Source organism: Scytonema sp. HK-05 (assembly GCF_963872035.1).
Classification (GTDB): Bacteria; Cyanobacteriota; Cyanobacteriia; order Cyanobacteriales; family Nostocaceae; genus Kalymmatonema.
On the sequence record NZ_CAWMYC010000006.1, the window covers coordinates 1 to 26,392 of the forward strand.

Consider the following 26,392-nt stretch of genomic DNA (forward strand, 5'->3'; position numbering starts at 1 on the left):
GAGCTAATAGCAGAGAGTAGCTGTGCTGCCGTTGCTAGCACAGATTCTGACACAGAAAAAAGCAGATTTACCTTTACCGGACGCGGCGGTTTGCCTCCTAGCCCTTACGAACCCCTCAGCACTGATGTGGTATGGTTAGATACTCGCCTGTCAACGATTGCATCGCAACAGCAGCGCTCAGAGAAACCTGCTGCGAAACCACCGTCTAAAGATGAAACCGTGAAAATTGTCCCCGCTACTGGTTGGGTGTTCGACGGCAAAGGGCACGTTACGCTGATCTCTCATACCTCAGGTGGCAATAGTTTGGGATCTACTCCTGCTGGGTGCGCTAAACAGTAAAACCATAGTTCGGTTGATTACTTACCATTCCTGAAGAACCCCACCCCGCCAAAGCTGCGCTTAGGCTCCCCTCCCCGCTTGCGGGGAGGGGATAAAGGGGTGGGGTGCAGTCAACGTGGGAATCATAACTAATCGCAGGTACGATCAATTTGGTAGCCAAATACAATTTGTTCCTGGAGCCAATACACATAGTACTGGAGAAATTGTGATTCCATGACTACAAGCATTACCCGAAATATAACAACCTTTCTGGAAGATTTAAAAAGCGCTGATCTAGTTGGAATTTCCTTACTTCCTCAAAATTTGGGATTGCGTCTTGAGTTTACCTTTGGTTCTGAATCTGGTGATGCAAAGATTGAACTTTATCGAATCGTTCACCTTGTACTTTCCCAACCTCTAAATACAGATGATCAAGATTTTTGCTTTCTCAATACCCCAGGTTATGAACATCCCTACTTCTGGGCTAGCTTTACTCCCTCTGGAGATTGGACTCCGTTAAGTTTGAAATAATGAATTTTAGCCATTTTTCTCGTTCCCTGGCTCTGCCTGGGAATTTTCTCGTTCCCTGACTCTGTCTGGGAATGATATCCTGGAGGCTCCGCCTCCTGAAGTTGACTGTCGAGGCAGAGCCTCAAGGAGTGCATTCCCAGGTGGAACCTGGGAACGAGGCAAGCGCTTAAGCGCTCACTACAAAAGTGAAGTACCTACACCAACTGCAAGCAGTATGGTCTAGGCTTCCGGTATCACTTGCCGTCGCCTCTTCATGCAAGCACGATTTGGTCTTACACAGCATCTCTCGCCAATAGGCGTTTACTAGGTCAAAGCCTAGACCCCGGCAGTCGCCCAGCCTTCCGCAGGCGAATGAGTGTTGATTTAGAGCTTTGTCTATCGGGAAGCTACGGTATTCGCCTCCAAGCTCAGTGTGGTCTCTAGCCTTTTATTATTCCGCTTTGACAAGTTCGCTGACCACGGCTACTCTCGTCCGCCAACTAGCGGTTTGGGCTACTTTTATACTATCACGAAGATAGGCAACTCCTCAAGCACCCCACTCCCGTGTTGAACTACGTTCAACAATGGTCGGAGTGACTAGCGTTATTGCCCCAAAATTCATGAGCCAGCCCTGAAGGAGGGTTTCCCTCCGCAGGGGACTGGCGTCCCCACACTCCCCTATGCCTCCGCCACGCTGCGCGAACGGGTGAGATGTGGGGCTTCTTTTGGATCAAGCTAAATTCCCAGTCGTTGGTAAACCTGCTCTAGATGTCGCAGATGCTGCTGTGGATCAAAACACGTCTCAATTTCTGCTGGCGATAACTTTTGGGTAACGCGAGAATCTTTGACAATTAAGTCGTGGAAATTGCCGTTTGGCTTATTCCAAGCAGTATGAGCGTTTTCTTGTACGATCGCATAAGCTTCCTCGCGGTTCATTCCCTTGTCTACCAATGCTAGTAGTACCTTTTGGCTGAACACAACACCGCCATATAAATTCATATTGCGTTCCATGTTCTCGGGATAAACCAACAGGTTTTTCACCAACTCGGTTATTTCATACAGCATAAAATGCGTCAAAATGCAAGCATCCGGCAAAATGACTCGTTCTACTGAACTGTGGGAAATATCCCTTTCGTGCCACAATGCGACATTTTCCAAAGCAGCAACCGCATGAGAACGGACAATTCGCGCCATTCCCGTTAACCGTTCCGAACGGATGGGGTTGCGTTTGTGAGGCATTGCTGAGGAGCCTTTTTGCCCTTTGGAGAAGAATTCTTCGACTTCCAGAACGTCTGTTCTTTGCAAATTGCGAATTTCGACGGCAAAACGTTCTATTGATGCAGTGAGTAAGGCTAATTGCTGCACGTAGTCGGCATGGCGATCGCGCGATATGACTTGTGTCGATGCTGCATCGGGTTGAAGTCCGAGTTTTTGGCAGGCGATCGCCTCTACGCGAGGTTCAATATTGGCATATGTTCCCACCGCACCAGAAATCTTACCGACAGCGATCGTTTCACGCAAAATTTTCAAACGTTCTTGGTGGCGCAACACTTCTGCCAACCACCCAGCCAGCTTAAAACCAAACGTGATAGGTTCGGCGTGAATGCCGTGGGAACGTCCTATCATCACCGTAGTGCGATGTTCCTTTGCCTTTTGACGAATTGCCTCAATCAAATCTTCTAGGCGTTGCATCAACACATCCAGACTGGCTACCAGTTGCAGCGCCAAAGCTGTATCCAACACATCGGAACTGGTTAATCCCAGGTGAATGTAACGTCCTGCATCTCCAACATATTCATTAACATTTGTCAAGAAGGCAATCACATCGTGGCGGACTTCAGCTTCAATTTCCAGCACCCGCTTTGGATCAAAATTCGCCTTTGCCTTAATCTCCTCAACCGCCTCAGTGGGAATGTAACCCAACTCAGCCTGCGCCTCACAAACAGCGATTTCTACTTGCAGCCAGGTTTTTAACTTATAGGCTTCCGTCCACAGATTGCCCATTTCGGGCAAGGTATAACGCTCAATCACAGTCCGCCACACAGTACAACCGTCATATTGTACAGAGAATAGCGGGAAGTCATAAAGACTATTTACCAGACTTTTGGCAAAAGTTTGCTTTTCAATATAAAAGTGACTTGCTTGATGTGTATAGTATTACATCTTTCAAGTTTGTACCTGTTGAGTGTGATTTCATAATTTAAAAGTCTCAAAATACACATTATTCTTTCTCTTCCTTCTGGATGTGGGTACTTCGCTAGCCATAAGGCAGAATAAAACAGCAATGCTTCTCCAGCATTTCTCTTCTCAATTACTACTAAAGCCTCTAGTTTTCTCTAGAGGCTTTTTTTGAAGAGTTTTTCTTATTATTCAGATCCCCGACTTCTTCAAGAAGTCGGGGATCTTGTTCAGGGCTTATGATTTAGGATTGCTATATCTCGTTTGTATCTTGATGAGTATGCTTTTGTGTAGATTGCAATGCAGTTGTCATTCGCTAAGGTAAATTGTAATACCATATGGCTTAATAATGGCTAGTAGTAGCCTATTTGAAAATCTAAAATTCAAAATCGCCATTCCAAAATGGTATGAGATGTTTTATTCAAAACTTGCTTTTGCCTACCTATGCAAACGCTTCAAAAGGAATTAATCAAAAAGGAAGTTGAAGCTGCACTCCAGATCGATCCTGTTAAATCAGCAAAGATAGTCGGATTGCGCTACATAAGCGATACCATTCCAGGAATTCAGCGTCAGCGTGTTGATGAGGAATTTTGCTACATTGATGCAGATGGCAAAGAAATCTGTGATGAGGAGGAATTGAACCGCTTTAAGTCTCTTGTTATTCCGCCTGCTTGGACTGAAGTCTGGATTTGTCCATTAGCACATGGACATTTACAAGCAACGGGACGCGATGCTAAAGGACGCAAGCAGTACCGTTATCATCAACATTGGCGACAGGTACGCTCTCAAACGAAGTTTAACAGGATGATAGCCTTTGGGGAAGCACTGCCAAGTATCCGCAAGCGAGTTGAAGAGGATATGGCGCTTACAGGTATACCAAAACAAAAGGTGCTGGCGACTGTGGTGAAACTCTTGGAAATTACCAAAATTCGTGTGGGAAATGAAGAGTATGCCCAAACGAATAAATCCTTTGGCTTAACAACGATGCGCGATCGCCACGTTGATGTATCCGGTTCCAAAATTCGGTTTAAATTCCGGGGAAAAAGTGGCGTGGCTCATGACATTGAATTGAGCGATCGCCGTTTGGCAAAAATTGTCAAAAGCTGTCAAGATATCCCCGGACAAGAATTATTTCAGTATCTAGACGAAGAAGGACACCGTCAACCTATCGGTTCTGACGATGTCAACAATTACCTGCGTGAGATGACTGGTTTAGACTTTACTGCTAAAGATTTTCGTACCTGGGGTGGTACTGTTTTGGCAGCACAAGAATTATGTGAAATCGGGCGATTTGAATCGCAAACACAGGCAAAGAAAAATGTAACTGAGGCTATCAAAAACGTAGCCGAACACCTTGGCAATCGTCCAGCGACTTGCCGTAAATATTATGTCCATCCTGCGGTTCTCGATGCCTATATGGATGACTCATTATTTGAGTTTATGGAAGCATCGAATCAAAAAACAGCTTCATCAGACTCTCTGCGTCCAGAAGAAGCAGCGGTTCTTAAACTTATCGAACAGCATCTGTTGGAAGAGAGCAAAAAATAGACTTTTTGCAAAAGTCAATTACTATGAATACTTATTAAACACCGCAACTCTGCTCTTGTTATCAAAGGAAAACACAGTAAATGGGTCTTTTTGATTCCCCATCTCCATCCCAGGAGTGCCTACAGGCATTTGGGGAACAGATAACCCAAGCGAATTTGGCTTTTCTTGAAGCAGACGTTTGATGTCTTGTGCTGGTACGTGTCCTTCAATAACATATCCATTAACAATTGCTGTGTGGCAAGATGCCAAGTTATCTGGCACGTTGTACTTTTGTTTTACTGCTTCAATGTCAGGTGTGGGAAAGTCTTTGATTCCAAAACCCTGTGCCTTTAAGTGGTTAATCCACCCACCACAACAGCTACAGTCAGGACTGCGATACACAGTAACATCTGGTGGTGTTGATTTTAATGCTGTGTGTTGGTTCTGTATCTGGCTGGTTGTACTGAGCAGTTGAGTATTGAGTGCAGTAGAAGTTGGAAAAACACCTTGAGCATGACTCACAGGAGCATTGCTTCCTAAAATGCCCAACACCCCTGCCGTTAGACAAATTGTTACCACTACTCTAGTGGCAATACGTAGCATAATCGGACAAAACGATTTTTGCCACCAGTATATCAATTGTTTGTGCGACATCTGAGACTTTCTAAGTCCTGTGGTCTTTGACAAAAAATGTCGCATTTTTAATTTTATTAAGTACATATACGTACACAGGCTGCGGTTTTCGTTAAACATATGCTTTCTCCATAATAGACTTCTTGCAAAAGTATGATTAATTAATATTTAAAAACAGATAGACACCAATATTTATCTGTGTCCATCTGTGTCCATCTGTGGTTTCATCTCAAAAACATTGACTTTTGCAAGAATTCTACTAAATACATATGCAAAAGAAGTTTTTAAAATTACCGAGGGCTTCTTTTGCGCTTTAAATGCTTATGTTGGCTAAAGCGCCGCAAGAGACGACTAATGAAGTTAGACTTATTGCCAGATTGTTTCCTTGTTCTTGTTTGTGCAGTCGTATTTTTTGGTTTCATCCCTAGATTTAGACGAGCCTCTTCAGTGAGGGGGACGGCATGTTTATCAGGGACAATGCGAGAACCATATTTTCTAGCATAAACTTGGGTAAACTCAGCGCCGAAAAAGAGAATTTGGGCGGCATAGTTAACCCATGCTAGAACAACGACAACTGAACCTGCAGCGCCGTAGGCTGAGCCAAAGCTACCGTTACCCAAATACTGCCCCAGAAGATACCTGCCAATGGAGAACAAAAGTGAGGTGAGGGCGGCTCCAATCAAAACATCATTCCAAGTAATTTTGACATCTGGCAGGACTTTGAAAATGAGTCCGAATAGCACTGTGGTGACGGCAAAACCAAGGAGGAAGTTGACAATTTGCCAGATAAAATCGACACCAGGCACCATATGTCTAAAGTAACCAACCACTGCTGCCAACACCGCGCTAAGCACAAGTGATACAAGTAGTAGAAAACCAATGGCTAGCACCAGCGCGAACGACGTAAAGCGTTGGCGAACCATGTTTTTCATAGCGCGTCCAGGTTTTGGCTGGACTTCCCAGATTGTATTAAGGGCATCTTGCAACTCGGCAAATAAACCAGTAGCACCAAATAGCAGGACTACAATACTGATGAGTGAGGCGATAGTTCCCGCTTTGGGCTGGCTGGCACTTTCAATTGCTGTCTGGATAACTAGTGCGCCAGGCTCGCCGACTAAACCTCTTATTTGTCGGTAAATTTCACCCCTTGCTGCATCTTCTCCAAAGACCGCACCAACAATCGCAATTACAATAATCAGCAATGGAGCGAGGGAAAAAATTGTGTAATAAGATAATGCTGCGGCTAACCGCGACGCTTTATCGTTACTCCATTCGTTAAATGTCTCTTGAAACAGCCCCCAAACTGCCTTTAAATTCATCAAAATATCTCCTTTTCCTGTGATGTGCCTTCCTCATGAAGCAATTGATACCAAATATTTTGTGTGTACTGCATCTTTCCCAAGGCGTTGGTGTAACTTCCAGGAGGTAGAAATCATCTGTCTGCTAGAGATGTGGTAGCAAGTAACTCAAGGGCAGAATCAACGACTTCTTGTACGGGGACATCCGCAACAAATGAGTCACGATGATTACAAGAAGCGCGGGTACAGTCAACACCACAAACGGGACAATGAAGACGCCAGGAAATAGCGGGACGGTGGCGATCGCGCCTCATTGGTCCGGCGGTAATTAAGTTCCCACACCAGAAAATGCCTACAGTTGCACATCCTACAGCAGCGGCTAGATGCAACGGACCAGAGTCATTAGAGATCATAACGCGAGAAAGTTTGAGCAGACCAGCAAGACCGCCTAGTGAAAGGCGATTGCCTTCTCAGTAGCGGAGACGCTCCGCGTTGGCGCAGCCTGTCCGCAGGACTTACGGCACTGCGCTCTGCGCAATCGCACAAATTCTGTGTTTGGGCGTTCATTTTTGTGATCACCGCTTCAACAAGCGATCGCTCCGACTTTGTACCCGTCACCACAACCGATGGCGTTGGCGGGGAGAACGGCGATTTTTTGGACATTGTCGAGTTGCATTCGTTTTAAAAGAACCGCAGAGGCGCAGAGGACGCAGAGGAGAGGAGTTTTTGGTAGATGCTGAGGTGCGATCGGGCTATGTTGGACCAAGTATAGTTTTCGATAAAAATACGACCGACATTACCTAAATGGTTCCATTTCTCAGGGTCGTTTAGGAGTTGGCAAAGTGCATCTGCCAAAGCGTCTATATCGCGAGGAGGAACGAGCTGTACTGGATGTCCATCGGGTAGAGGTGTGGGATGTTGGGTGGCGATGACTGGTAAACCGTGAGCTAATAAAGTCAGAAGTGAACCGCTTTTCATGGTCATTCCGTGGTTGAAGGGTAGGACTCCAACATCACACCCGGAAAGATATTTTGAGGCAGTTTCAACATCTAGATAGCCGGTAAGATACACCATTTCGCTTAAGTTCAGTTCAGCTACAAGCGTGTGGAGTTTATCCCAGTAACGTTTTGCTTCTTCTCCCCGCAAAGCTAGACTTTCCACACCACCAAGTAGCAACAATCGCGCTTGCGGATGAGTTGTTAGAACTTTTTTGAATGCTGGTAGAAGCGTTTCTAACCCTTTGACTGGATGGAGAAAGCCAAAAAATGCGATGATGGTGGTATCTTGAGCAAAGTTGCACCTTTGACGTAATTGTTGTTGTGCTGTGTTTCGTTCAATAGGCGTAACATCAACATTTGCAGCGATGGGTATAAGCGATACGCGGTCAATTAATTGTGGTAGCCGTTGATGGATAACTTCTTCAGCTTCCGCATTTGTTGTAATTAATGCATCGCTTAAAGTCAGTAAAAACCCATCTTCTCTATCCCACCAGCCGCGCTGCTGTCCCCACATTTTCAACCATTCTACAAGTTGCGGTGGAATACCTTTCGGTTGCCATTCCCACCAGCCGTATTCATGCACAGTCGTGACAATTGGTTTGCGATAACCTGTCGCTTTCAGAAGTAGCGGTAACAAAAAGATAGCACGCTCAAAACCGTAAGTGCCTGCTGCATGTTGGATATGCAAAATATCAGCTTTGGTGGCGTGTACTGCTTGTACCAAAGACATTAAATCAGCAAATCGCCAATCTTGTACCACACCCATGACGGTGGAGTCATTAACTTCTGTGGCAGCTGCATGGGTAGTGAGGACAACAGACTGGCATTCCTGCTTTTTCAGGGCATCCCGCAAACAAGCAGTGTAATGAGCAACACCACAGCGCTCCGGTTTGTAAGTACCAGCAATAATGGCAATGGTAATAGTCATTAGTCATCGGTAACTGATTGGTAATAAGCGCTCTTTGCGCTTACTACGAAATCTTTAACAATTCCAGCCCTGCGGCTACTACCTCCTCTGGAGAGATATCTAAGCATTCCAACTGATAAGGACAAGTAAAAGTGTAACAAGGACTACAGGTCGTAGGACGGCGGAGTAAGCGGGAAGTACCATTACGCGGTTCCCATTGACACTCAAGTTCAGTTCCCGCAAACATGACAACAGTGGGTGTGCGCGTAGCATCAGCTATGTGCATCGTTGAAGTGTTGTTGGTAAGTACAAGTTTTGCATTGGCAATCAGTGCAGCTAGTTGAGACAAAGTTGTTTTGCCAATCAAGTCAATTCCATAATCGCCTAGTGTAGCAAGTAAAGATGGACTTTTGGAGCGGTCTTTTTCTACACCAGTAACCACCACAGGCATTTGTGTTATTTCTGCTAGACGACGTGCAGCGATCGCAAAGCGTTGAGAGTCATAATTGCGAGATTGGCAACTTGTCCAGGGATTGAGCAAGATATAGTTGTGGTAAGCACTTAAGCGATCGCTACTAGTCCCTAATAACATTACCGCTTCTCGTTGTGCAGCTTCTGGTATTTGAATGCAGAGACTGCGATCATAAACTTCAAACCCAGCAGCTTCTATTAATCTCAAATTTCGTTCAACTTGATGAATCTCATCTGGTGCAGATGATACTTCTAGCGTCAGTACACCATTTCCCGCTTCTTTAGACTCACCCACCCGTAACGGAACACCTGCCAAGTAACACAAAAATCCTGCCGGATGAGGACTCTGACTAAAACTCGTGAAAATAATCGTTGCATCAAACTTGCCATTTTGCAACGTCCTCACCAATTCCCACTCCCGCGCCGGATCGAAATCCAACTTACCCAAATCCTGCCACAGCACACGCCACGGTAATACTGCATCCACCCAAGGTAATAACTCTGCTGCTAGCGCTCCACCCGGACTTGCCATCAAAGTCAAACGACTCTCCGGCAAATTCTCCTTAATTGCCCGCAAAGCCGGACTCGTCATAATTACATCACCAATATTGTCCAGCCGCATCACCAGAATGTTACCTAACCCATGCAACCTTGGATTTTGGATATTAGATTTTGAATTTTCTAGTATCGACTTCATTTTCCTAACTAATAAACCTCTTCTTCTCTTTCTTGGCACCCTTGGCGTCCCTTCGCTTCGCTCGAGGGCAGGCTTGGCGGTTCGTTTAAAAACCCCTCCACCACAGCCAACACCTCATCAACCGAAATCCCCTCCATACAACTTTGCCAACCCTTATCCAACGGACACACCCCACCGTACCAACACCGCTGCACCGTAAAATTACTGATATTGCGCTCAGGACACTCCGGGTATCCTTGCAAATTGACATGAGGTGACGGTTGACCATAACGCCCATGCCAAGAAGGACCAAACAAAGTAATAGTTGGCACATTCAACGCCGCAGCTATCCGTGCTGGACCCGTGTCAGCAGCAATGACCAAATCAGCACACGCCAAAGCTGCTGCCAAATCCCGCAACTTCCCACGAGGCAAAATCCGCGCTTCACCCCCTATCGCCTCAGCAATGTATGCCGCTTGTTTCGCATCAGAACCCACTGGGACAATTACAGTCGCATCCCAACGCTGCTGCAAAATTTGACCGATAGTAATAAAATTTACATCAGACCAGCGCTTAATTGCCATCCCCGCATCTGGACATAAAAACACCAAAGGACGGCGGACGTGATTGAATAGGTCTTGTGATCTACTTAGTTCCTCAGGAGTGAGGTGGAGTTGTGCAGGTTTAATCGCATCCGGGCTAATTAAACCTTCTGCTTGTAGGATTTTGACAAAGCGATCGCCCACCAATTCATCTGCTGGAGGTTGTCGCCACAAATTCGTCACCACCCGCGCATTATGTAAAGACGCGCCATGGCGCGTCTCTACATCAATACCGTCGTAATTTGTATCTGAGACAATCAAATCAAAAGTTTCACGAGATAGTAACTCAACAACTGATTGTTTTGCCTTTCCTGGTTCCGCATAGATAACGCGCTTAATCAGCGGATCGCTTTTTAGCAGTTCACCTCCTGGCGGGAAAGTTAAAACTGTCAGTTCGGCAGCTGGGTAAGATAGTGCTAAGCCATGAATCGCACTCAATGCAATTAAAACATCGCCAATTCCACCCAATAGCTCGACAAACAGAATTTTACGCATATTTAACTACTTATTATGAAAAATAAACCACATATTCGCACCGATGAACACAGATACTTTTTCTTCATCTGTGTCCATCTGTGTCCATCTGTGGTTTAAATAACAAAGCTTTATCTGCAGGATGACTCCGGTCAACAATCGTAGTAGGCAACTCTTGATGATAGACACCCGAAGGAATAATTCCACAACCGCCGTAAAGTTCCATCAACCGCAACTGCACGAAAACATCCTCACCACAGTGTTCCGAGGGAAGCTGCTGCCAGAACGAGTAGCCACCGATGCCGCGAAGTTTTTCTGTATCATAGATGACACAACCACCCACCCAAGCTACACGGTATTTGCGTTGCTCTTTCTGGGTAAGACCCAAGCTTTTCTGGACATGGTAAAGATTAGCAGCGTTATGCAAACGCCAGCGCTCCCATTCTGGTGTGTCAGGTTTGACACTTTCCGGCTGCACTGGCTCATCCCAAAACTCAATTTTTTGCTCGTGGGGACGAACATCATCAATAAAGCTGAGTCCGATAACCGCACTGCCCACGAAACCGCAGCGTTCTTCTTTTATGGCAGCAAGCATATTTTCAACCACAAAAGGTTCTACAATCAAGTCGTCATCGAGAAAAAGGGCATAAGGAGCTCTTGCTTGCTCTAGTAAAAATTGCCGTTGTTCGGCAATTCCCCGACGGGGTAAGTGTTTGTGGACTTCCACCGCATGACCATGAGCACGAAGCACACGCAGCACCGCTTGCACCTCGCCATTCTCCACCGGGTTACTATCCTCAGTTTGGTCAGAAATGACGATGCGAAAGTCACGGTAAGTTTGGGCTATCAGGCTAGCCAGGGTGACAGCCAAAGCAGCAGGGCGAGAATAGGTAGGAATGAGGATATCAACGTTCATGTTTTAACAGTATTTCTCGTTCCCAGGCTCAGCCTGGAAATGAATGACAGGAAGCTCTGCCTCCAATAGGTATAATTTATGAGGCAGAGCCTCAGATAAGGCATTCCCTGCCAGAGTCAGGGAACGAGACAAACGGTCATGTCTTAACAGTGGCAAGGGTAGCAGGCGGAGAATTGAGCAGTTCACAAGCAGCATCCACCACAGACTCTGGTGTAACCAGTTGCAAACAATTTTGATGTCCTTCAGGGCAAATACTCTTGTAACAGTTCTTACAAGGAACATCATGGAACAGCACGCGATTAGGAACACCCCAAGGAGTATGCTGAGGATTGGTCAGAGCATACAAGTCCACAACTGGTGTACCAACAGCAGCAGCAATGTGAACGGGACCAGTATTATTGGAAATGAGCAGAGGGGCAAGTGACAAGAGTGCTGCCAGTTCATTGAGGTTAAGGCACCCGACAAGTGAATGAGACAGAACACCCGTTGCTGTTTGAATTCCTGTAACCAGTTCTCGTTCTGGTTCGGTGCCTGTAAAGATTACCTGAATACCCATGTCTTGTATTAAAGTGCGGGCAACAACAGCAAATTTTTCAGGCGGGTAGCGGCGTGAAGCAGCCGTTGCACCGGGATGAATGACCACCCAAGGACGCTGCTGGCTAATGCCGAGTTGTTGCAGAATATCCTTAACGGTAGCTAAAGCTTTTTCTGGGACACGCAGGGACATTCTTTCGTCATCTATTTGGCAGCCAATTGTAGCAACTAAGTCCAGTTGACGACGTACTTCATGACGCACACAATGCTCTGGTTCTGGGTCTTTTACCCAATCTGTTAGGAGTTGGTAGGGGTTTTCATGACAATGAGCCAGCCGCAGGGGAATATCTGCCAAATAGCAGAGAAATGCTGAGGGTAGCGGGTTTTGACTATATACAGTAAAAATAATGGCACCATCAAACTTGAGACGCCGCAGGTGTTCTGCCATTTCGTACTCAGGACGGCTATTAAGTCGCGGTGCTGTTGCTTTTAACCAAGGTGCATCGTAGACAATCACTTCATCAATATCTGGGACGAGTGAGGCAGTAGATGCACCTGCAGAGGAAGTAAGCAACGTAATTCGACGGTTGGGATGTGATGCTTTTAAGGCGCGAATTGCTGGTGTCGTCATCAACACATCGCCAATTGTGTCGAGTCGGATGCACAGGATGTTTTCAGCAGTGTTCCAAGTAGTCATGAGTTATGAGTCAGCGGAACCTCTCCGCCGAGTAAATTTGGAGATTTTAAACCACAGATACACACAGATAAACACAGATAAAAACCATCTGTGTGCATCTGTGTCCATCTGTGGTTCCATAATTTCTTAGTACAGGCGTTGAAGTTCGTAACTTTTTTAAACGCAGAGGAACGCCAAGGTAGCGCAGAGGGACGCAGAGTCTCGCCAAATTTAATCCGCTACGAATTAATGAAATACTGTACTTAGTCATCTTGCTCGATATTTAATTGACAAACACGCTTGATGATACGAGTGGTGGAACGGTTTTCTATAAACGGCAAAAGTTCAACGATACCGCCGTATTGTTCTACCACAGGTGCTTCTGGTAGAGTTTCTTTAGTGTAGTCGCCACCTTTGACATAGACATCGGGTTGAACTAAGCGGATCAGGTCGATTGGGGTGTCTTCGTTAAAAGCAACGAGATAATCAACACAACTTAGTCCGCCCAGAACTTGGATGCGGTCTTCCAAGGGGTTGATAGGGCGATTTTCACCTTTGATACGGCGGATGCTGTCGTCGGAGTTAACGCCAATAATCAGTATGTCACCCAATGCTTTAGCACGATTGAGATAGGAAACGTGTCCAGCATGGAGGATGTCAAAGCAACCGTTGGTGAAAACTATTTTATGTCCAGTGCGACGGTAAGAGGTCACAAGCGAGCGAAGTTGGTTGAGATTGGGGATGTATTTTTCGGGAGGGGATGAGGGAGAAATTCCTTGCTCCCCTGCTTCCCCTGCTTCCCCCACTTTGGAAATAAACTCACGCAGTTCTTCCGCAGAACAGGCGGTGGTTCCCTCTTTTCGTACAACGACAGCGGCGGCGGCGGCGGCGAAATCAGCAGCAAGTGGTGTTGCAGCACCTGCTGCTAGGGCAAGGGTTAGGGCGCTACTATAGGTATCTCCTGCCCCTGAAGTACGGGATTCGGCGGTAGGTAGGGCATAGGTGCGGTAGGGCGGGGAATCATGCTCGAAAATGATTGCACCTTCAGCATCCAAGGTGACAGCAGCAATTTTCGCACCTGTGAGGTTGAGTAGTTTTTCCTCATAAGGTTTGATTTGCTCTGCACGGGAGATCCCCCCCATCCCCCCCTTAATAAGGGGGGGCAACGGGATATCAAGCAACTGCACTGCTTGCTTGTAGTTCGGTTTGACTGCGGTGACGTTAAGGTGACGGTAGGCGGTGAGGTTTTTAGAGTCAACGACAAGAACGCGAGGATTGTTTTGCTGAAGTTGTGCTAATGCATCAATCACTCTTTGTGTCAAAATTCCATAACCGTAATCTGAGACAATCACGGCATCGCATTCTGAAAATAAAAGCTCCAGTTTCTCAATTAGTGCTTGCTCGCTGTCAGCGTCAATGGCATCAGTGGTGCCAGAATCAAATCTTACTAGGATTTGCGACGCTGTTATCACTCGCTGCTTAGCAAGGGTCTGTCTATTTGAGGCTTTGAGGATGTGTTTTGTGGAAACGCCACGTTCTGAAAGTGCTTGCTGTAGTTGAGAACCCTCCCAATCATCGCCAATAACTGATAAAAATGTCACATTTGCGCTGAGACTACGGACATTGACAGCAGTATTAGCAGCGCCTCCGGGAACATATAAGCGATTTTTCAGAGTAACAACTGGCACTGGAGCCTCTGGACAAAGGCGATCGCTAAATCCTTCTAAGTAGCCATCCAACATCGCTTCACCTATGACGATGACATGAAGATGAGCGATCGCATCCAATAGTTTTGTCAACTCAGGTTTCACTAGCGTCCTCCTAAGTGGGGGTACGGCAATGCTGTGCCCCTACTAACGGGATTTTCATCACCAGATAATATCACCTGTGCTGCTTCCATGAGGTCAGTAACAATAAAATCTGGTGTTCTCTGTGCAGAGAATTCCCATTCAGTCTCATTGCCATTATCGATCAAAATTGTTTTGCACCCAGCACAAAGCCCAGCTTCTACATCATTAAGGATGTCGCCAATAAACCAAGATGAACGCAAATCGATGTTGTGTTCACCAGCCGCACGTAGAAGTAAACCTGGTGCAGGTTTGCGACAGTCACAAACAAGTGCAAATTCTGGCACGACTCCATTCGGGTGATGGGGACAGTAATAAAAACCAGCTAGGTAGATACCTTCTGCTGCTAAAAGTTGACACAATCGTTCTTCTACCGCCACAAGCGCAGATTCGGGAAAATACCCCCGCGCTACACCTGACTGGTTGGTAATGACAATCAACTTGTACCCAGCTTCTTGGAGTAAAAGCAATCCCTCAATCGCACCAGACGTTAGCTTAATTTGTTGCGGATCAACATTGTACGGTACATCTTCAATTAGAGTCCCGTCTTTATCCAGGAAAACAGCTTGCATGATCATCACTCAAGCGCCAAACCTCGTTTATACTAGGAATCTCCAGAAATTAATTGTGCGTTGTCTACAACCGTTGTACCAGACGTGCCATGAGACGTCTTTATATTGTTTTTGAGAGGTGTACTGGTTTGCAATTGGGTAAGGTACAGAAAGAAAATATGAACCACAGATGGACACAGATGGACACAGATAAATAATTATTTCATTCAATTGAATTGCGCTATATCAAGCTTGGAAACTCGTGCGTGAGTGTTGGAAACTCGCGCATGAGTGTTGGAAGCTCAAACCTGAATACCCCATCTCGTTATTAGGGCCAAGAACTCTCGCCCAGTGGTAGAACTGTCATTTCAGGAATAACAGTTCCCTCTGGCGTAGATAGCAAAAATCGAATTGTTGCAGCTACATTCTTGGGATCTTGCAACTTGCTGACATCAATATCAGGAAAACGGTCTAGCAAAAATGGCGTTTGCATCCCACCTGCAACTAAAGCTGTCACTTTGATATTATAAGGACGCGCTTCTACATGTAAGGCGTGACTAAAGCCCAACAATCCCCATTTACTGGCATGGTAAGCTGAAGCATTTGCCCACGCTCGCTTTGACGCGGTGGAAGCAATGTTAATAATATGACCGCTACCCTGTTGTTTCATGACGGGTAAAACGAATTTTGACAAGATAAAGGGAGCGCGTAAGTTAACAGCAAGAATTCTGTCCCAATCTTTAATTGAAAGCTCCTCGATTGAAACAGTGAGATCAGTACCAGCATTGTTAATGAGAGCATCCAAGCGTCCGTATTGGGAGATAATCTTGTCGATCGCTGTTTGAGCTTGTTCTTCGCTGGTAATATCTAACACTAACGGCAATGCTTGAAAGCCATTAGCTTGAATTTCGCTACTCACCTTATGGGCTAAGTCGTCTCGAATATCTGCAACAACGACGATCGCACCTGCTGATGATAATGTGTGGCTGATAGCTTCACCAAGTCCACGTCCGCCGCCTGTGACTAATACGACTTTGTCTTTGAGCTCTTCCATTGTTTGTGTTTTCTCCTTTCAATTAATTTTTGTAGTGAGGACTTTAGTCCTTGTTATGTTAGGAGAGGACTTTAGTCCTCACTACGGTATTACCCGAGTTGATAGAAGTGATGATTTCCATTCGGTACTCTTTGTCTCTCCCACTCTCCCACTCTCCCCCTCCTCTTTTTTCCCAACTTGCTTCTCAACCAATTCACACAAAAGATGTAGTACGAGGTGATGTACCTCTTGAATACGTTGGGTATCAGTTGCTGGGACAACGAGTGCTAAATCTGCTAGTGGCAATAATTCTCCACCGTCACCGCCAACTAAAGCAATAGTATTGATGTGGGAATGACGAGCAGTTTTAAAGGCTTCGATGATATTGGGCGATCGCCCACTCGTACTAATACCAAGTAATACATCGCCCGGTTGAGCAAATGTTTCTACCTGTCGGGAAAAAACATACTCGTACCCAACATCATTCGCCCAAGCAGTTAAAAAAGCAGTATCAGCCGTCAATGCAATCACTGGTAGCCCCGCACGCTTCGAGCAACGTAATTTACCAACAAATTCCGCTGCAAAGTGTTGAGCATCCGCCGCACTACCACCATTGCCACAAACAAGCACCTTACCACCCAAGGAAAAGCAACTCAAGAGTGCCTCCGCTGCTTCAACAATGGCAGCTTTCAAAGTCTGTCGGGATTTTTCCATCGCCGCTATTGCTGCTGCAAAACTGTCATCAACAAAAGCGAGGGAAGAGGAAAGAAGAGGAGCAGGGGAAGGTGGGGAAGCCGGGGGGGAAAGAAAAATTGGTTTGTGCTTTTGACTCAAGACTTTTTCATACAGCGATGCGACTGAACTTGTTACCTTTTCCCAGGTAAACTGGTGTTTGACGCGTTGTATTGCGTTGTGGCTGAAACGCTTGTGTGCTTGAGGATTTTGGAAAAGATAGGCAATGCGTTCGGCGATCGCCTCTGGCTGATTTGGCGGTACAAGATACCCAGTTTCACTGTCTTGTACGGTATATTTAATACCACCGACGTGAGAACCAATCACAGGCGTTCCACAAGCCATCGCCTCTAAAGGTGTGATGCCAAACGGTTCATACCAAGGTGTTGTCACGAAAACATCAGCAGCGCAGTAGTAATATTTAACCATTTCCCGGCTGCGGCGTCCGACAAATGTCACTTGCGACTCAACGCCTTCTTCAGTTGCAATAGTTTGCAAACGAGCGATTTCTGGTGTCAAATGGGGATCTGGTTCTTCTGATTCACCGCCTACAATCAAGAGTCTTGCCTGGATGTGATACTGTTGCAGAAGATGCCCGAAAGCACGAATCACCGTATCAACGCCTTTTCGAGGTACCAAACGTCCTAACTGGAGAATCAGACGCTCATCAGGCGGTAAACCAAGCTTTTTACGAGCGGTTGTTTTATCAACTTGCCAAAACTCAGTTGCATCAAAGCCACAAGGAATAATCGTGATTTTCTCTTTTTTGGCATGATACAGACGCAGCAAGTCTTCCTCATCTTGCGGACATTCAGCGATGATATGATCGGCTTCGGCAACGATGCGGTCTTCAATAATAAATCGCTCATCAGGAAATTCGTCCGCCTCACCTTGCCAAAAGCGGCGCACACGACCGAGAGCATGAAAAGTCACAACAAAAGGAATCCCCAACACTTGCTTAATTTCTGCCGCTACCAATGCTGACATCCAGAAATTTGCGTGTATCAAGTCGTACTTTTTGTGCGCTTTGCTTTGAAAAGACCAAGGATTTTGACAAAAATTCAGGACATATGCCGTAAACTCTTCCATATACGGCAACATATCCTCTTTACGGACGTACATGGGAGGACCAGCAGGCACATTAATAATCCTAACGCCATCCATCCATTGAATGATTTCTGGCAAATCCTGACTATCGCGTCGTGTAAAAACATCAACTTTGTATCCAGCAATAGCCAGATGTTTTGCGATCTGTCCTACATACACATTTTGACCACCACTATCTGCACCCCCAAAGGTACCAAGAGGTGAGGCGTGTTCGCTAATTAAGGCAATCGATTTAGTCATTTGTTATTAGTCATTAGTCATTGGTTATTCTAGAGACGCTTCAAACAGCGCGTCTCTACATCTTTGTCATTAGTCATTTACTAAGAACAGAAGACAAAGGACTAATGACTGATTGAAATGCTTCGTCCCAGTCCTGGCAGAATCTTTGGATGTTAAAGCGTTTTTGCGCTGTTGCTATTGCACCTTGGCTCAACTTTTGTGCATGAGTTTGGTCGTTTAAAAGTTGACGCATTTTGGAAATAAGGTTTTCAATATCAGTATCAACATAACCAGAAACTCCGTTTTCTACTACCGTGACCATTTCTGTGGTTGCTAGTCCAATGATTGGCAAACCCACCATCATTGCTTCGCACACAGCAAGTCCTAAGCTGGTGTAGCGGATGGGATTGAAGAAAAAGCGGTAGCGTGAAGCAAATGCTGGTAGTTGATGATGTGGAATTTCGCCTAGTCCATCGAGTTTTTCTGCACCCATACCAACCAAGTCTAGGGGAATTTCTTGGCGGACTCGTTCAAAGACATCTGCACCCAAACGACGACCACGCGATCGCAAACCATTCACCACCACCAGTCCCCGTTCCAGTTCACCTGTGTAGCGAACACCATCGGGTATCATAACTCCATGTTCAATCACACGAGTCGGAGTGCGACCACTATCCCACATCAGTTGGTTAAAGTGCGTCACATGAACCAGCAACACGTTTGGGTCATCTACAACATGACGTGTGTCTGTTGGCTGTTCTCGTGGTGGGTCGTGTTCAAGGTAAACTCGGGGTAGTCGTCGCTGTGACTCAGAGAGAATTTCGTATTGGTCTTCAAGATAGTTCTTGCGCGACTGAAATAAAATACAGTCAAACTTGAGATTTCTAACTTCCTCTGCGGGAACATCATGAACATTATCTGACCAAGGAAAACCCCCCAAACGACCGCCATATCCTTCCGGTCGTTCTGGTTTGACAGGCAAATAAAAGTGATGGTGACTCTGTGTTAAGTAGTGGAGATAGCTACCGTGGATATGCCAGGTGAGGATGCGTAATGGTTTCATAGTTATTAGTCATAAATTGTAGAGACGTGCCCTGGGACGTCTGTACATTAGTCATTTGCACTCTATTAAAAAAAGGTGTTTATCTACTGGGTGAGAATCTTTTGATGACAGCTTCACCCATTCCGAAAGAACGCCGCCGCCGAACTCTTGCGATTGACCGATACGTATGGGAATTCCTGCCAAATAGCAGATATATGCTAGGGGGTAAGGCGACTCTCCAGGATTTGTGAAAATGACAGCTGCATCAAAAGCGCTTTGGCGAAGCTTGGATATCAACGCCAATTCGCGTTCAGCATCTACAAATGTGTCACCACCCTCATAGACAAATACTTCATCTACCCAAGGCAGTTCTATACTTATTTCGCTATTACACGGAGAAACCATCAATGTGATGGTGGCATCTCCTACCAGTTCGCGCAACTTTTGGAGCGCAGGAATAGTTAGCATTAAATCTTGGCGACTACCGACTTGCATCACCAAAACTTTTTGCACATTCGTCAATTTAGGTAACATTTGCTACCTCCTTTGACAGTAGCTCATCCACCTGATCCATAACCATTTCTGGGGATATGGTAAAGATAGAAGAGTGAAAATTGAACAAAGAAGACGGATTTTCTTCCTTCTTGTTGTTGTACAAGATGCGATGGCGATCGCGGTCTAACGGTGCCCAACGATGCGGGTCAGAGTTCGTAAAAATCACAACACTCTTAACTCCCAAAGCTGCTGCTAAATGCGATACACCAGTATCGTTACATATCAGCAATTCTGCCTGACTCAAAAGCGCTGCCAATGCACCCAAGCTGGTCTTTCCCGCCAAATGAATCGGCTTTGCTTGCATCATCTGGGCAATTGACTGCGTGAGATTTGCTTCTGGTGCTGTGCCAGTCAGCACAACCTGGAAACCACGATCAGCAATTGCATCAGCGACAGCCGCAAAATTTTCCACAGACCAACGTCTTTCTGGCACACTTGCACCAGGATGAATGCAGACATACTTTCTTTTCTGGAGAGCCTGCACTTCCTCGACTTTGTGCAAAGCTGAAAAATCCTCTTGACTCAAAGGAAATTCCAGTTCATAGCCTTGGAGCGGTATTCCCAAGTAGTCCATCAACCGCAGGTGACGCCATACTTCTGGTTCGTGAGCTGGATATGGTAGGAAATAATCTGCATCTGGACAGTATTGACCAGGCAGATAAAAACCAGCGTTGACACGCGCACCAAGTAAGACGGTGAAAGTATTGCTGATGATACCGCTGCCATGCATTTGCAATGCCAAGTCAAAGCGTTGTTGCTGTACGCTAGCCAAGAACTGTGGTATTTTGTCGATTGGTGGCGCAACTTCAGGAATTCCTGGATAGCCGGGAAACTCTAAGAACTCATCAAGGTAATGGCTGAAGCGCTCCACAAAAGCTTTTGCCCACGCAAGACCAATCAGGGTAATGTGGCTCTGTGGGAAAGCTGCTCGTAACGCTCTCATGGCAGGTACAGCACACAGTAAATCGCCCAATCCGGGAAGCGATCGCACGATAGCTATCCGAGCGATGGGTAGATGCTTGCTGAGTCGATTTGTGTGGGACACGCATTCACCTCCTGGACGACTGTTTTAACATTACTCTGTCGCGAACTCCAGTTCATTGGGCATTTGACCAAAGAAGTTTTTCCTGTTGGTCATTGCAATTGTGCAAATGCACAAAAACAGGGCAAGAATTGTAAACACAAATCCAATACAACTCATCTGGTGACTTATACCATTTCACGAAAAATATGATAGAGATAGGTATGAAAGAGTAAAGATAGCTAGAGTAACTAAAGTAAAAATATTAGAATCAGTTGAGGAATTACATGAGCCGTTGAGAAAACTATGAGGCTATCAGCAGAACATTTGTGATATCGGCACTTGACCAATATGAACAAATGTACTAGTTTTGTCTCAGTTGTTTCTGATGAGACGTAAGGGTAATGGCGGCTGAGAATGTTCAAAGCAAACCGAATTATGGGATTGATGCGCCAGGTCTAGTGCGTTTCTTTTTTATAGCTGGTGCAGTTGCACTCTTCATCTTTCTTGTGGTGCTACTCTCATCGATATTTGGGCAAATTCCGAAAATAACTGTCGGTGCGCTATTGGGTATTGCAGCCACCTACTTGCTTGGCATGGGTTGCTTCATGCTTTATGGCAGTAAAGTCATGAAGTTAAAAGACACAGAGAAACTACTGAACCTAGTTCAGTGGTCAGGTAGTGAGCTTGTGCTTGACGTTGGTTGTGGACGAGGTTTAATGCTAGTCGGGGCTGCAAAGCGCCTTACCTCTGGCAAGGCTATTGGCATTGACCTATGGCATCAGCACGATCAAGCCAACAATAGTTCTGCTGCTGCACTATCAAATGCTGCAACTGAAGGTGTTACAGAGCGCGTTGAAGTCAAAACAGCCGATATGCGTCAGTTGCCTTTTCCAGAAAACTACTTTGATGTTGTGATCTCAAGTTGGGCGGTTCATAACTTAGAAGCAGAGACTGATCGGAAAAAAGCACTAGATGAAATTATTAGAGTTCTCAAACCTAATGGTATGGTTGTCCTGGCAGACATCGTCCATCAGGTTGAGTATGCAAAATATTTTGAGCTTCGTGGCATGACAAACATTCGGTTTTATAACAATGCAATCCGAGATGTAATTCTTAAAGCAGTAACTTTTGGTAGTTTCGCACCATCTGCTGTCTCAGCTTGCAAAAGCGCATAACAATTCGCAAAGGAGCAGACTGCGGAAAGTCATTGGTGTTGAGTTTGAGGTTGTTTGCAGCCCCTCAAGCGAGGTGTTATGCTGCTGAGTTACGGGTTGAGCGATAACTCGAAGCTTGCGTTGGTGTTTAGAGTTTAGTTGTCTTTGAAAATATTGGCAGATGTTAGATGAGTAGTGGTATAGGAAGAGCCACTCAATTAACTGCTTGCCTTCCTGACTACAAATATAGTAATTTGTAGTATTACGAAAAATCTGTGGATGAAAGCTAGAGCGCCTGTCCAGTAGAGGTGATTGACAAATTAGCCAGAGTATGGATTAAATAGCCTTTCACCTTAAATTGACACGTATGAGCCCCCACTGTACCTGAAAGAACATTGCTGTGTGTTTGAACCAATTGAAAACTGCTGTAACTGAAATTTGATTGAGTGCGATCGCGGCTTCTTGTAAGATTGAGCCGCGATCGCGAGAAAAAAGTGTCACTTCACTACGCTGGAAACGCGCACCATGTGGCTACTGAAGGCTTTTTTAATCCCCTCATTTCATTATAGAGAAGCAACTCAATAACTATCGACTGCTTTTTGAGCCAACAGTGTGAGCGCGGTATCTGCGGTTAGCCCAATATGTGTCACATCCAATGAGCTCTGCTATCTCTTCCCAATCTTTCAGAGTCAGGGCGCTGAGATCGTATGTTTCTGATGATGAGTGTTGGTTAAATTTATCGAATGCCCACAACCGCTCGTAGTTGAGAGTGTCGGCGATCACCAGCCAGTCTGCTAGCGAGAGTGTTTTGACGGTTGTGGTTGCAGTTAGTACGCTGTTGCTGCTCATATTTACTCCTGGTATTGCTCATTCCTCTTCTAGGCTCATCCACTATTAGAGATCTCAAGCAGAAGCCTGACACCTTTGTGTTGCTTGAGAAATTATCTAATTTCTGGAGAGGTTTATTGGCTTTTGTTGATAGCTTTGGTGACATCTGCTAGCGTTTCATACTCTTTTGAAGGTAACTGTTTCAAAGCTCGAAGCACTTTTTCGTCGGTACCTTTTTCTTCAGCATACTTAATCAAGTCTTTTTTGCTAAGGGGATAGTTAACTTCGTTCAAGTTTTTTTCTAGCTGCCCTAGATTCACTTTAGCCATAATTATCCTCCTCAAGGTCTAACACTATGTACCAGTGAAAAGAGTAAAAATTCAGTCAATCACTAAGAAAAAAAGCTGAGATTGTTGTAATTTATTACACTGGAAACTGTTAGATCTTATTCACAAGGATACTTAGAAAGCGTCAGTATTAATACTGGATTAGGTTTATAAAACTTGGTAATCCTATGGAATTAACTTTTTGATGATAAAAAAGAGCAAATACCTGTAGAGACGTGCCATGGCACGTCTCTACATCAATGAGAATTTTGAAATTCATATCTTGATTCAGCAACGCCATGTTTTACTCCACTTGCTTCAGCAGTCCCTGCACAAGCTCAACAGCGAAGGTTTTATAGCCTACTTTGTCAAACAAAATCACCACTTTATCGCCTTCGTAGCGCATCACCCGCCCTTTACCAAACTTGGTGTGAATGACACTGCTGTTGATAGGGAAAGGTTGAAAGGCAGTCTCCTCAACAGTGACTCCAGCTTGGCAATTATCGCAAAATCCACACTTGTTCTGTATTGGTTCACCAAAATAGTTGAGCAGATACTGGCGACAACAATCTTGCAATTCGGCGTAGTTTCGCATCATTTCTAAGCGCGATGTCTGGCGACAAGCCGCTTCGCGTCTACGCACAAATTGTTCTCGTCGTTCCTCAGCCAGTGCTGCTGAAGCAGCTGCTGATTCTTGGTTGACTTCTGCCTCGCTTTTAATAACCTCGCCAGTCGGCAAAATTTCTACCGCCTCCACTTCTTCCAAGCGACTGAGAGCTTTTGTGAGTTTATTTTGAGATAGTTCTGTTTGTTGCTGTAAATCTTTCGGCTCAAGTGGTGCATCAGCCTTTTGCACTGCTTCTGCGACTTGCAAAACTTCCTCAAAATCTACCTTACCGCCGCTGGTTAAAAAACGGCGGATGTTCAGGTCATTTGAACGATAAAACAGAATCGCTTTCGCCTCCTCCCCATCCCGTCCGGCGCGTCCAATTTCCTGATAATATGAGTCAATAGAATCGCTAATGTCGTAGTGAAACACAAAGCGCACATTCGGTTTATCTACCCCCATACCAAAAGCAGTAGTGGCGACAATAACCTCTGCCTCATCAGCCATGAATGCAGCTTGAACTTGCTCGCGTTCTGATGCTTTCATTCCTGCATGATAATGGACGGCTTTGATACCTTTTTTACATAAATTTTCAGTTATTTCCTCAGTGTGTTTACGAGTTGCAGCGTAAATTATACCAGGTTTTTCGGCAGCGACAACACGCTTGACCAAAGCAGTTTGTTTCTCAGCTTCATCGTGGAAAGTCTCCACACCTAACCAAATATTCGGACGGTCAAATCCACGTACGAATATATGCGGTTTGCGCATTCTCAAACGTTCCACAATCTCATCCCGCACAATCGGTGAAGCGGTAGCAGTTAGGGCAAGTACAGTGGGATGACCAAGCGTATCAATCACACCACCCAACCGCAAGTAATCAGGACGGAAATCATGCCCCCACTCGCTGATACAATGAGCTTCGTCTACTACAAATAGAGAAGGTTTTGCATCTGCTATTTGTGCGAGAACTTCCTCATTATTAAATTGTTCTGGGGCGAGAAACAAAAATTCTAGCTTTTTCTTTTCTAAATCTGCAAACGCCTCCTCTCGTTCTGCGTTAGGTATGGCAGAGTTGACAACAGCAGCTTCAGCCACATCCTGCTCCTCAATCGCTTCTACTTGGTCATGCTGAAGGGCAATTAAAGGAGAAATAACTATTGTTGCACCAGGAACTAACAAAGCAGCAATTTGGTAAATCGCTGATTTACCTGAACCTGTAGGCATCACAGCTAGAGTATCGTGTCCCTCGACAACTGCTTCGATGACTTGTTGCTGTCCTGGACGCAAGCTGTCGTAACCAAAAGTTTCTTGTGCAATGTCTTGAATCTGCTTTTGCTTTGAGCGCTGCTTAGCCATACTTCAGTCCTTATCCTAATAAGTCTATGTTGGATTTGGACTCAAAGCACTGCCTTCTCTCTTAGGAATTAAGAAAAAAATAAATAAGCTTTTAGGTTGCGAAATAATTTTTGGAATCAAACTCACTTATAAAGATTTCAGCTGAAATTACATTTAAGAAGATTTTAGGTATAAAGTAACTTGACAATAAAATATAAAGTTTGATGCAAGCTTTTTCCTATGTGTTATTATGAGTAAGGCTAGTAAAATGTAGCAATATATTTTTCTTTTCTTTGGGTAGAGGGCAATTCAGAGCAGCATAACCTGCCGATAATACTAAGGAAAAAATATCTATTTAGTGATTTATGTAGATAAGTAGGCAAAGCTGAATGCAGCTAGCTGAGCCAAGAATCTTTTTATGAGGTTAAGTCGTTGTTGAAAATTAAAGCGTTGGATATCCAGGTTGGCGATCGCATCGTTGCCTACTGCAACAATAGGATGCAGAAATGCACTGTGAAAGGCATCTTAGACCCTGGTCAAACAAGTATCACACTATCAGTATTCACTACTGAGCATGATCGCAAATCAGTCTCACGCGTAGTCCGGTTCCGATGGGACGCTTTGGTTGATTTGGCAAGCTAACAATTACGTCCAAATCTTTAACTGTAAAAAATATTACTTGATATTCAAAAAATTAAAAATCACCGATAGCTATCGGTGATTTTTAATAGAAAAGTTTAACTCATCCCCCGGACAAGAACATTTCACTGCGTAATTCCTAAGAGGAACCGCTACGCTACAGTTTCACAAAAAGCCGGGGGGAAATCGAAGTCCGGCGTCATTAGTTATTAGTCCTTAGTATGTTTTTTATGAAAATGGTGCTTAATTATACTAATGACGATTGACCAATGACTAATGACTAAGGCGGCAAGGCGGCAATTCCTCCCCGTTCGCTTAAGAGACGGGGTTTCCTTGCCATCTTTTTATGAACGAAAGGCGGATGGAACCTTGATGCAAATCAGCCTCAATCTAGAAACGAAATCTAGAAAATACCCCAGAAATGAAGAAACCCTTGACCAGAAAACACTTCAAGTAACACAACAGATAAAAAGCCAATCATTGCAAAACGACCATTCCAAATTTCGCTCTCAGGAGTCAAGCCCCAGCGCCAAACATTGCGTTCATCTGATACCAAAGGTGTAGTTTTCGGGCTGTTTGACATGGGTTGGCTGCTGCTCGATAAATTTTGTGCATATCTAGGCAAATCTTGGTATTCTTGCCGAGATTTTTCCGGTAATTGTGCATATCTACGTG

Annotated in this window: 23 protein-coding genes and 2 pseudogenes; 5 read left to right on the forward strand and 20 right to left on the reverse strand. The window is 45.1% G+C overall.

The genetic code is table 11. The features are described from left to right. Positions 1-339, forward strand: a pseudogene (locus AACT52_RS02275) (hypothetical protein); the annotation flags it as partial. Between the two features lie 213 nt (positions 340-552). Continuing rightward, on the forward strand, positions 553-849 hold the full coding sequence (locus AACT52_RS02280; protein ID WP_073635926.1) for a hypothetical protein: 297 nt from the start codon (positions 553-555) through the stop codon (positions 847-849). Between the two features lie 714 nt (positions 850-1,563). Here the strand turns inward: AACT52_RS02280 and purB are convergent. Next, positions 1,564-2,859: an adenylosuccinate lyase gene (gene purB, locus AACT52_RS02285; RefSeq protein WP_073635947.1), complete on the reverse strand. Its 1,296-nt coding sequence runs from the start codon at positions 2,857-2,859 to the stop codon at positions 1,564-1,566. Positions 2,860-3,450: 591 nt separating this feature from the next. On the opposite strand from purB, the gene AACT52_RS02290 reads away from it, so the two are divergent. Then, a complete protein-coding gene (locus tag AACT52_RS02290; protein ID WP_073635927.1) occupies positions 3,451-4,554 on the forward strand; it encodes a DNA topoisomerase IB in 1,104 nt (367 codons plus the stop codon). Between the two features lie 21 nt (positions 4,555-4,575). Here AACT52_RS02290 and AACT52_RS02295 read toward each other — a convergent pair whose 3' ends face one another. The 15 genes and pseudogenes from AACT52_RS02295 to AACT52_RS02365 form a co-directional block, all read right to left on the reverse strand. Beyond that, on the reverse strand, positions 4,576-5,187 hold the full coding sequence (locus tag AACT52_RS02295) for a DUF411 domain-containing protein (protein WP_073635928.1): 612 nt from the start codon (positions 5,185-5,187) through the stop codon (positions 4,576-4,578). A gap of 269 nt (positions 5,188-5,456) precedes the next feature. Continuing rightward, a complete protein-coding gene (locus AACT52_RS02300; RefSeq protein WP_073635929.1) occupies positions 5,457-6,485 on the reverse strand; it encodes a YihY/virulence factor BrkB family protein in 1,029 nt (342 codons plus the stop codon). Between the two features lie 113 nt (positions 6,486-6,598). Continuing rightward, positions 6,599-6,913, reverse strand: a pseudogene (locus tag AACT52_RS02305) (glycosyltransferase family 9 protein); the annotation flags it as partial. 232 nt (positions 6,914-7,145) lie between these two features. Further along, on the reverse strand, positions 7,146-8,390 hold the full coding sequence (locus AACT52_RS02310; protein ID WP_073635932.1) for a glycosyltransferase: 1,245 nt from the start codon (positions 8,388-8,390) through the stop codon (positions 7,146-7,148). Between the two features lie 43 nt (positions 8,391-8,433). Beyond that, positions 8,434-9,537 (reverse strand): glycosyltransferase family 9 protein, encoded by a 1,104-nt coding sequence (locus tag AACT52_RS02315; RefSeq protein ID WP_073635933.1) that lies wholly within the window; start codon positions 9,535-9,537, stop codon positions 8,434-8,436. An 8-nt stretch (positions 9,538-9,545) separates the two neighbouring features. Further along, positions 9,546-10,613 carry a glycosyltransferase family 9 protein gene (locus AACT52_RS02320; protein ID WP_083630785.1) on the reverse strand — a complete coding sequence of 356 codons (1,068 nt, stop codon included), beginning with the start codon at positions 10,611-10,613 and terminating at the stop codon, positions 9,546-9,548. Positions 10,614-10,677: 64 nt separating this feature from the next. After that, positions 10,678-11,508, reverse strand: coding sequence for a glycosyltransferase family 2 protein (locus tag AACT52_RS02325; RefSeq protein WP_073635934.1), 831 nt, complete (start codon positions 11,506-11,508; stop codon positions 10,678-10,680). Between the two features lie 136 nt (positions 11,509-11,644). Then, positions 11,645-12,739, reverse strand: coding sequence for a lipopolysaccharide heptosyltransferase II (gene waaF, locus AACT52_RS02330; protein WP_073635935.1), 1,095 nt, complete (start codon positions 12,737-12,739; stop codon positions 11,645-11,647). A 242-nt stretch (positions 12,740-12,981) separates the two neighbouring features. Next, complete coding sequence (gene rfaE2, locus AACT52_RS02335) at positions 12,982-14,529, reverse strand: D-glycero-beta-D-manno-heptose 1-phosphate adenylyltransferase (RefSeq protein ID WP_198941096.1); 1,548 nt, start codon at positions 14,527-14,529, stop codon at positions 12,982-12,984. After that, a complete protein-coding gene (locus AACT52_RS02340; RefSeq protein WP_233154203.1) occupies positions 14,529-15,137 on the reverse strand; it encodes a D-glycero-alpha-D-manno-heptose-1,7-bisphosphate 7-phosphatase in 609 nt (202 codons plus the stop codon). The genes rfaE2 and AACT52_RS02340 overlap by 1 nt, the downstream gene beginning before the upstream one ends. Before the next feature lie 307 nt (positions 15,138-15,444). Further along, on the reverse strand, positions 15,445-16,170 hold the full coding sequence (locus tag AACT52_RS02345) for an SDR family oxidoreductase (protein WP_073635938.1): 726 nt from the start codon (positions 16,168-16,170) through the stop codon (positions 15,445-15,447). A gap of 81 nt (positions 16,171-16,251) precedes the next feature. Next, positions 16,252-18,228 carry a glycosyltransferase gene (locus AACT52_RS02350; RefSeq protein ID WP_073635939.1) on the reverse strand — a complete coding sequence of 659 codons (1,977 nt, stop codon included), beginning with the start codon at positions 18,226-18,228 and terminating at the stop codon, positions 16,252-16,254. A 73-nt stretch (positions 18,229-18,301) separates the two neighbouring features. Beyond that, positions 18,302-19,270, reverse strand: a complete 969-nt coding sequence (locus AACT52_RS02355) for a glycosyltransferase (RefSeq protein WP_073635940.1) — start codon at positions 19,268-19,270, stop codon at positions 18,302-18,304. Between the two features lie 51 nt (positions 19,271-19,321). Then, positions 19,322-19,783, reverse strand: coding sequence for a glycosyltransferase family 9 protein (locus tag AACT52_RS02360; RefSeq protein ID WP_096549511.1), 462 nt, complete (start codon positions 19,781-19,783; stop codon positions 19,322-19,324). After that, entirely contained in the window at positions 19,773-20,849 is a 1,077-nt protein-coding gene (locus AACT52_RS02365) for a glycosyltransferase family 9 protein (RefSeq protein ID WP_073635941.1), read from the reverse strand. The genes AACT52_RS02360 and AACT52_RS02365 overlap by 11 nt, the downstream gene beginning before the upstream one ends. 380 nt (positions 20,850-21,229) lie before the next feature. On the opposite strand from AACT52_RS02365, the gene AACT52_RS02370 reads away from it, so the two are divergent. Further along, positions 21,230-22,003 carry a class I SAM-dependent methyltransferase gene (locus AACT52_RS02370; protein WP_073635942.1) on the forward strand — a complete coding sequence of 258 codons (774 nt, stop codon included), beginning with the start codon at positions 21,230-21,232 and terminating at the stop codon, positions 22,001-22,003. 564 nt (positions 22,004-22,567) lie between these two features. On the opposite strand, the gene AACT52_RS02375 is transcribed toward AACT52_RS02370, so the two are convergent. The 3 genes from AACT52_RS02375 to AACT52_RS02385 all read right to left on the reverse strand — a co-directional run bounded on the left by AACT52_RS02375 (position 22,568) and on the right by AACT52_RS02385 (position 25,099). Beyond that, positions 22,568-22,831, reverse strand: a complete 264-nt coding sequence (locus AACT52_RS02375; protein ID WP_073635943.1) for a hypothetical protein — start codon at positions 22,829-22,831, stop codon at positions 22,568-22,570. A 113-nt stretch (positions 22,832-22,944) separates the two neighbouring features. Beyond that, entirely contained in the window at positions 22,945-23,139 is a 195-nt protein-coding gene (locus tag AACT52_RS02380) for a DUF2795 domain-containing protein (protein ID WP_073635944.1), read from the reverse strand. A 301-nt stretch (positions 23,140-23,440) separates the two neighbouring features. Next, positions 23,441-25,099, reverse strand: a complete 1,659-nt coding sequence (locus AACT52_RS02385) for a RecQ family ATP-dependent DNA helicase (RefSeq protein WP_073635945.1) — start codon at positions 25,097-25,099, stop codon at positions 23,441-23,443. 411 nt (positions 25,100-25,510) lie between these two features. Between AACT52_RS02385 and AACT52_RS02390 the strand changes: the two genes are divergently transcribed. Next, the gene (locus AACT52_RS02390) at positions 25,511-25,720 is read left to right on the forward strand and encodes a hypothetical protein (RefSeq protein ID WP_083630786.1); all 210 of its coding nucleotides are present in this window, start codon (positions 25,511-25,513) and stop codon (positions 25,718-25,720) included. A gap of 400 nt (positions 25,721-26,120) precedes the next feature. On the opposite strand, the gene AACT52_RS02395 is transcribed toward AACT52_RS02390, so the two are convergent. Then, the gene (locus AACT52_RS02395) at positions 26,121-26,300 is read right to left on the reverse strand and encodes a chlorophyll a/b-binding protein (RefSeq protein ID WP_073635946.1); all 180 of its coding nucleotides are present in this window, start codon (positions 26,298-26,300) and stop codon (positions 26,121-26,123) included. Between the last annotated feature and the right edge of the window lie 92 nt (positions 26,301-26,392).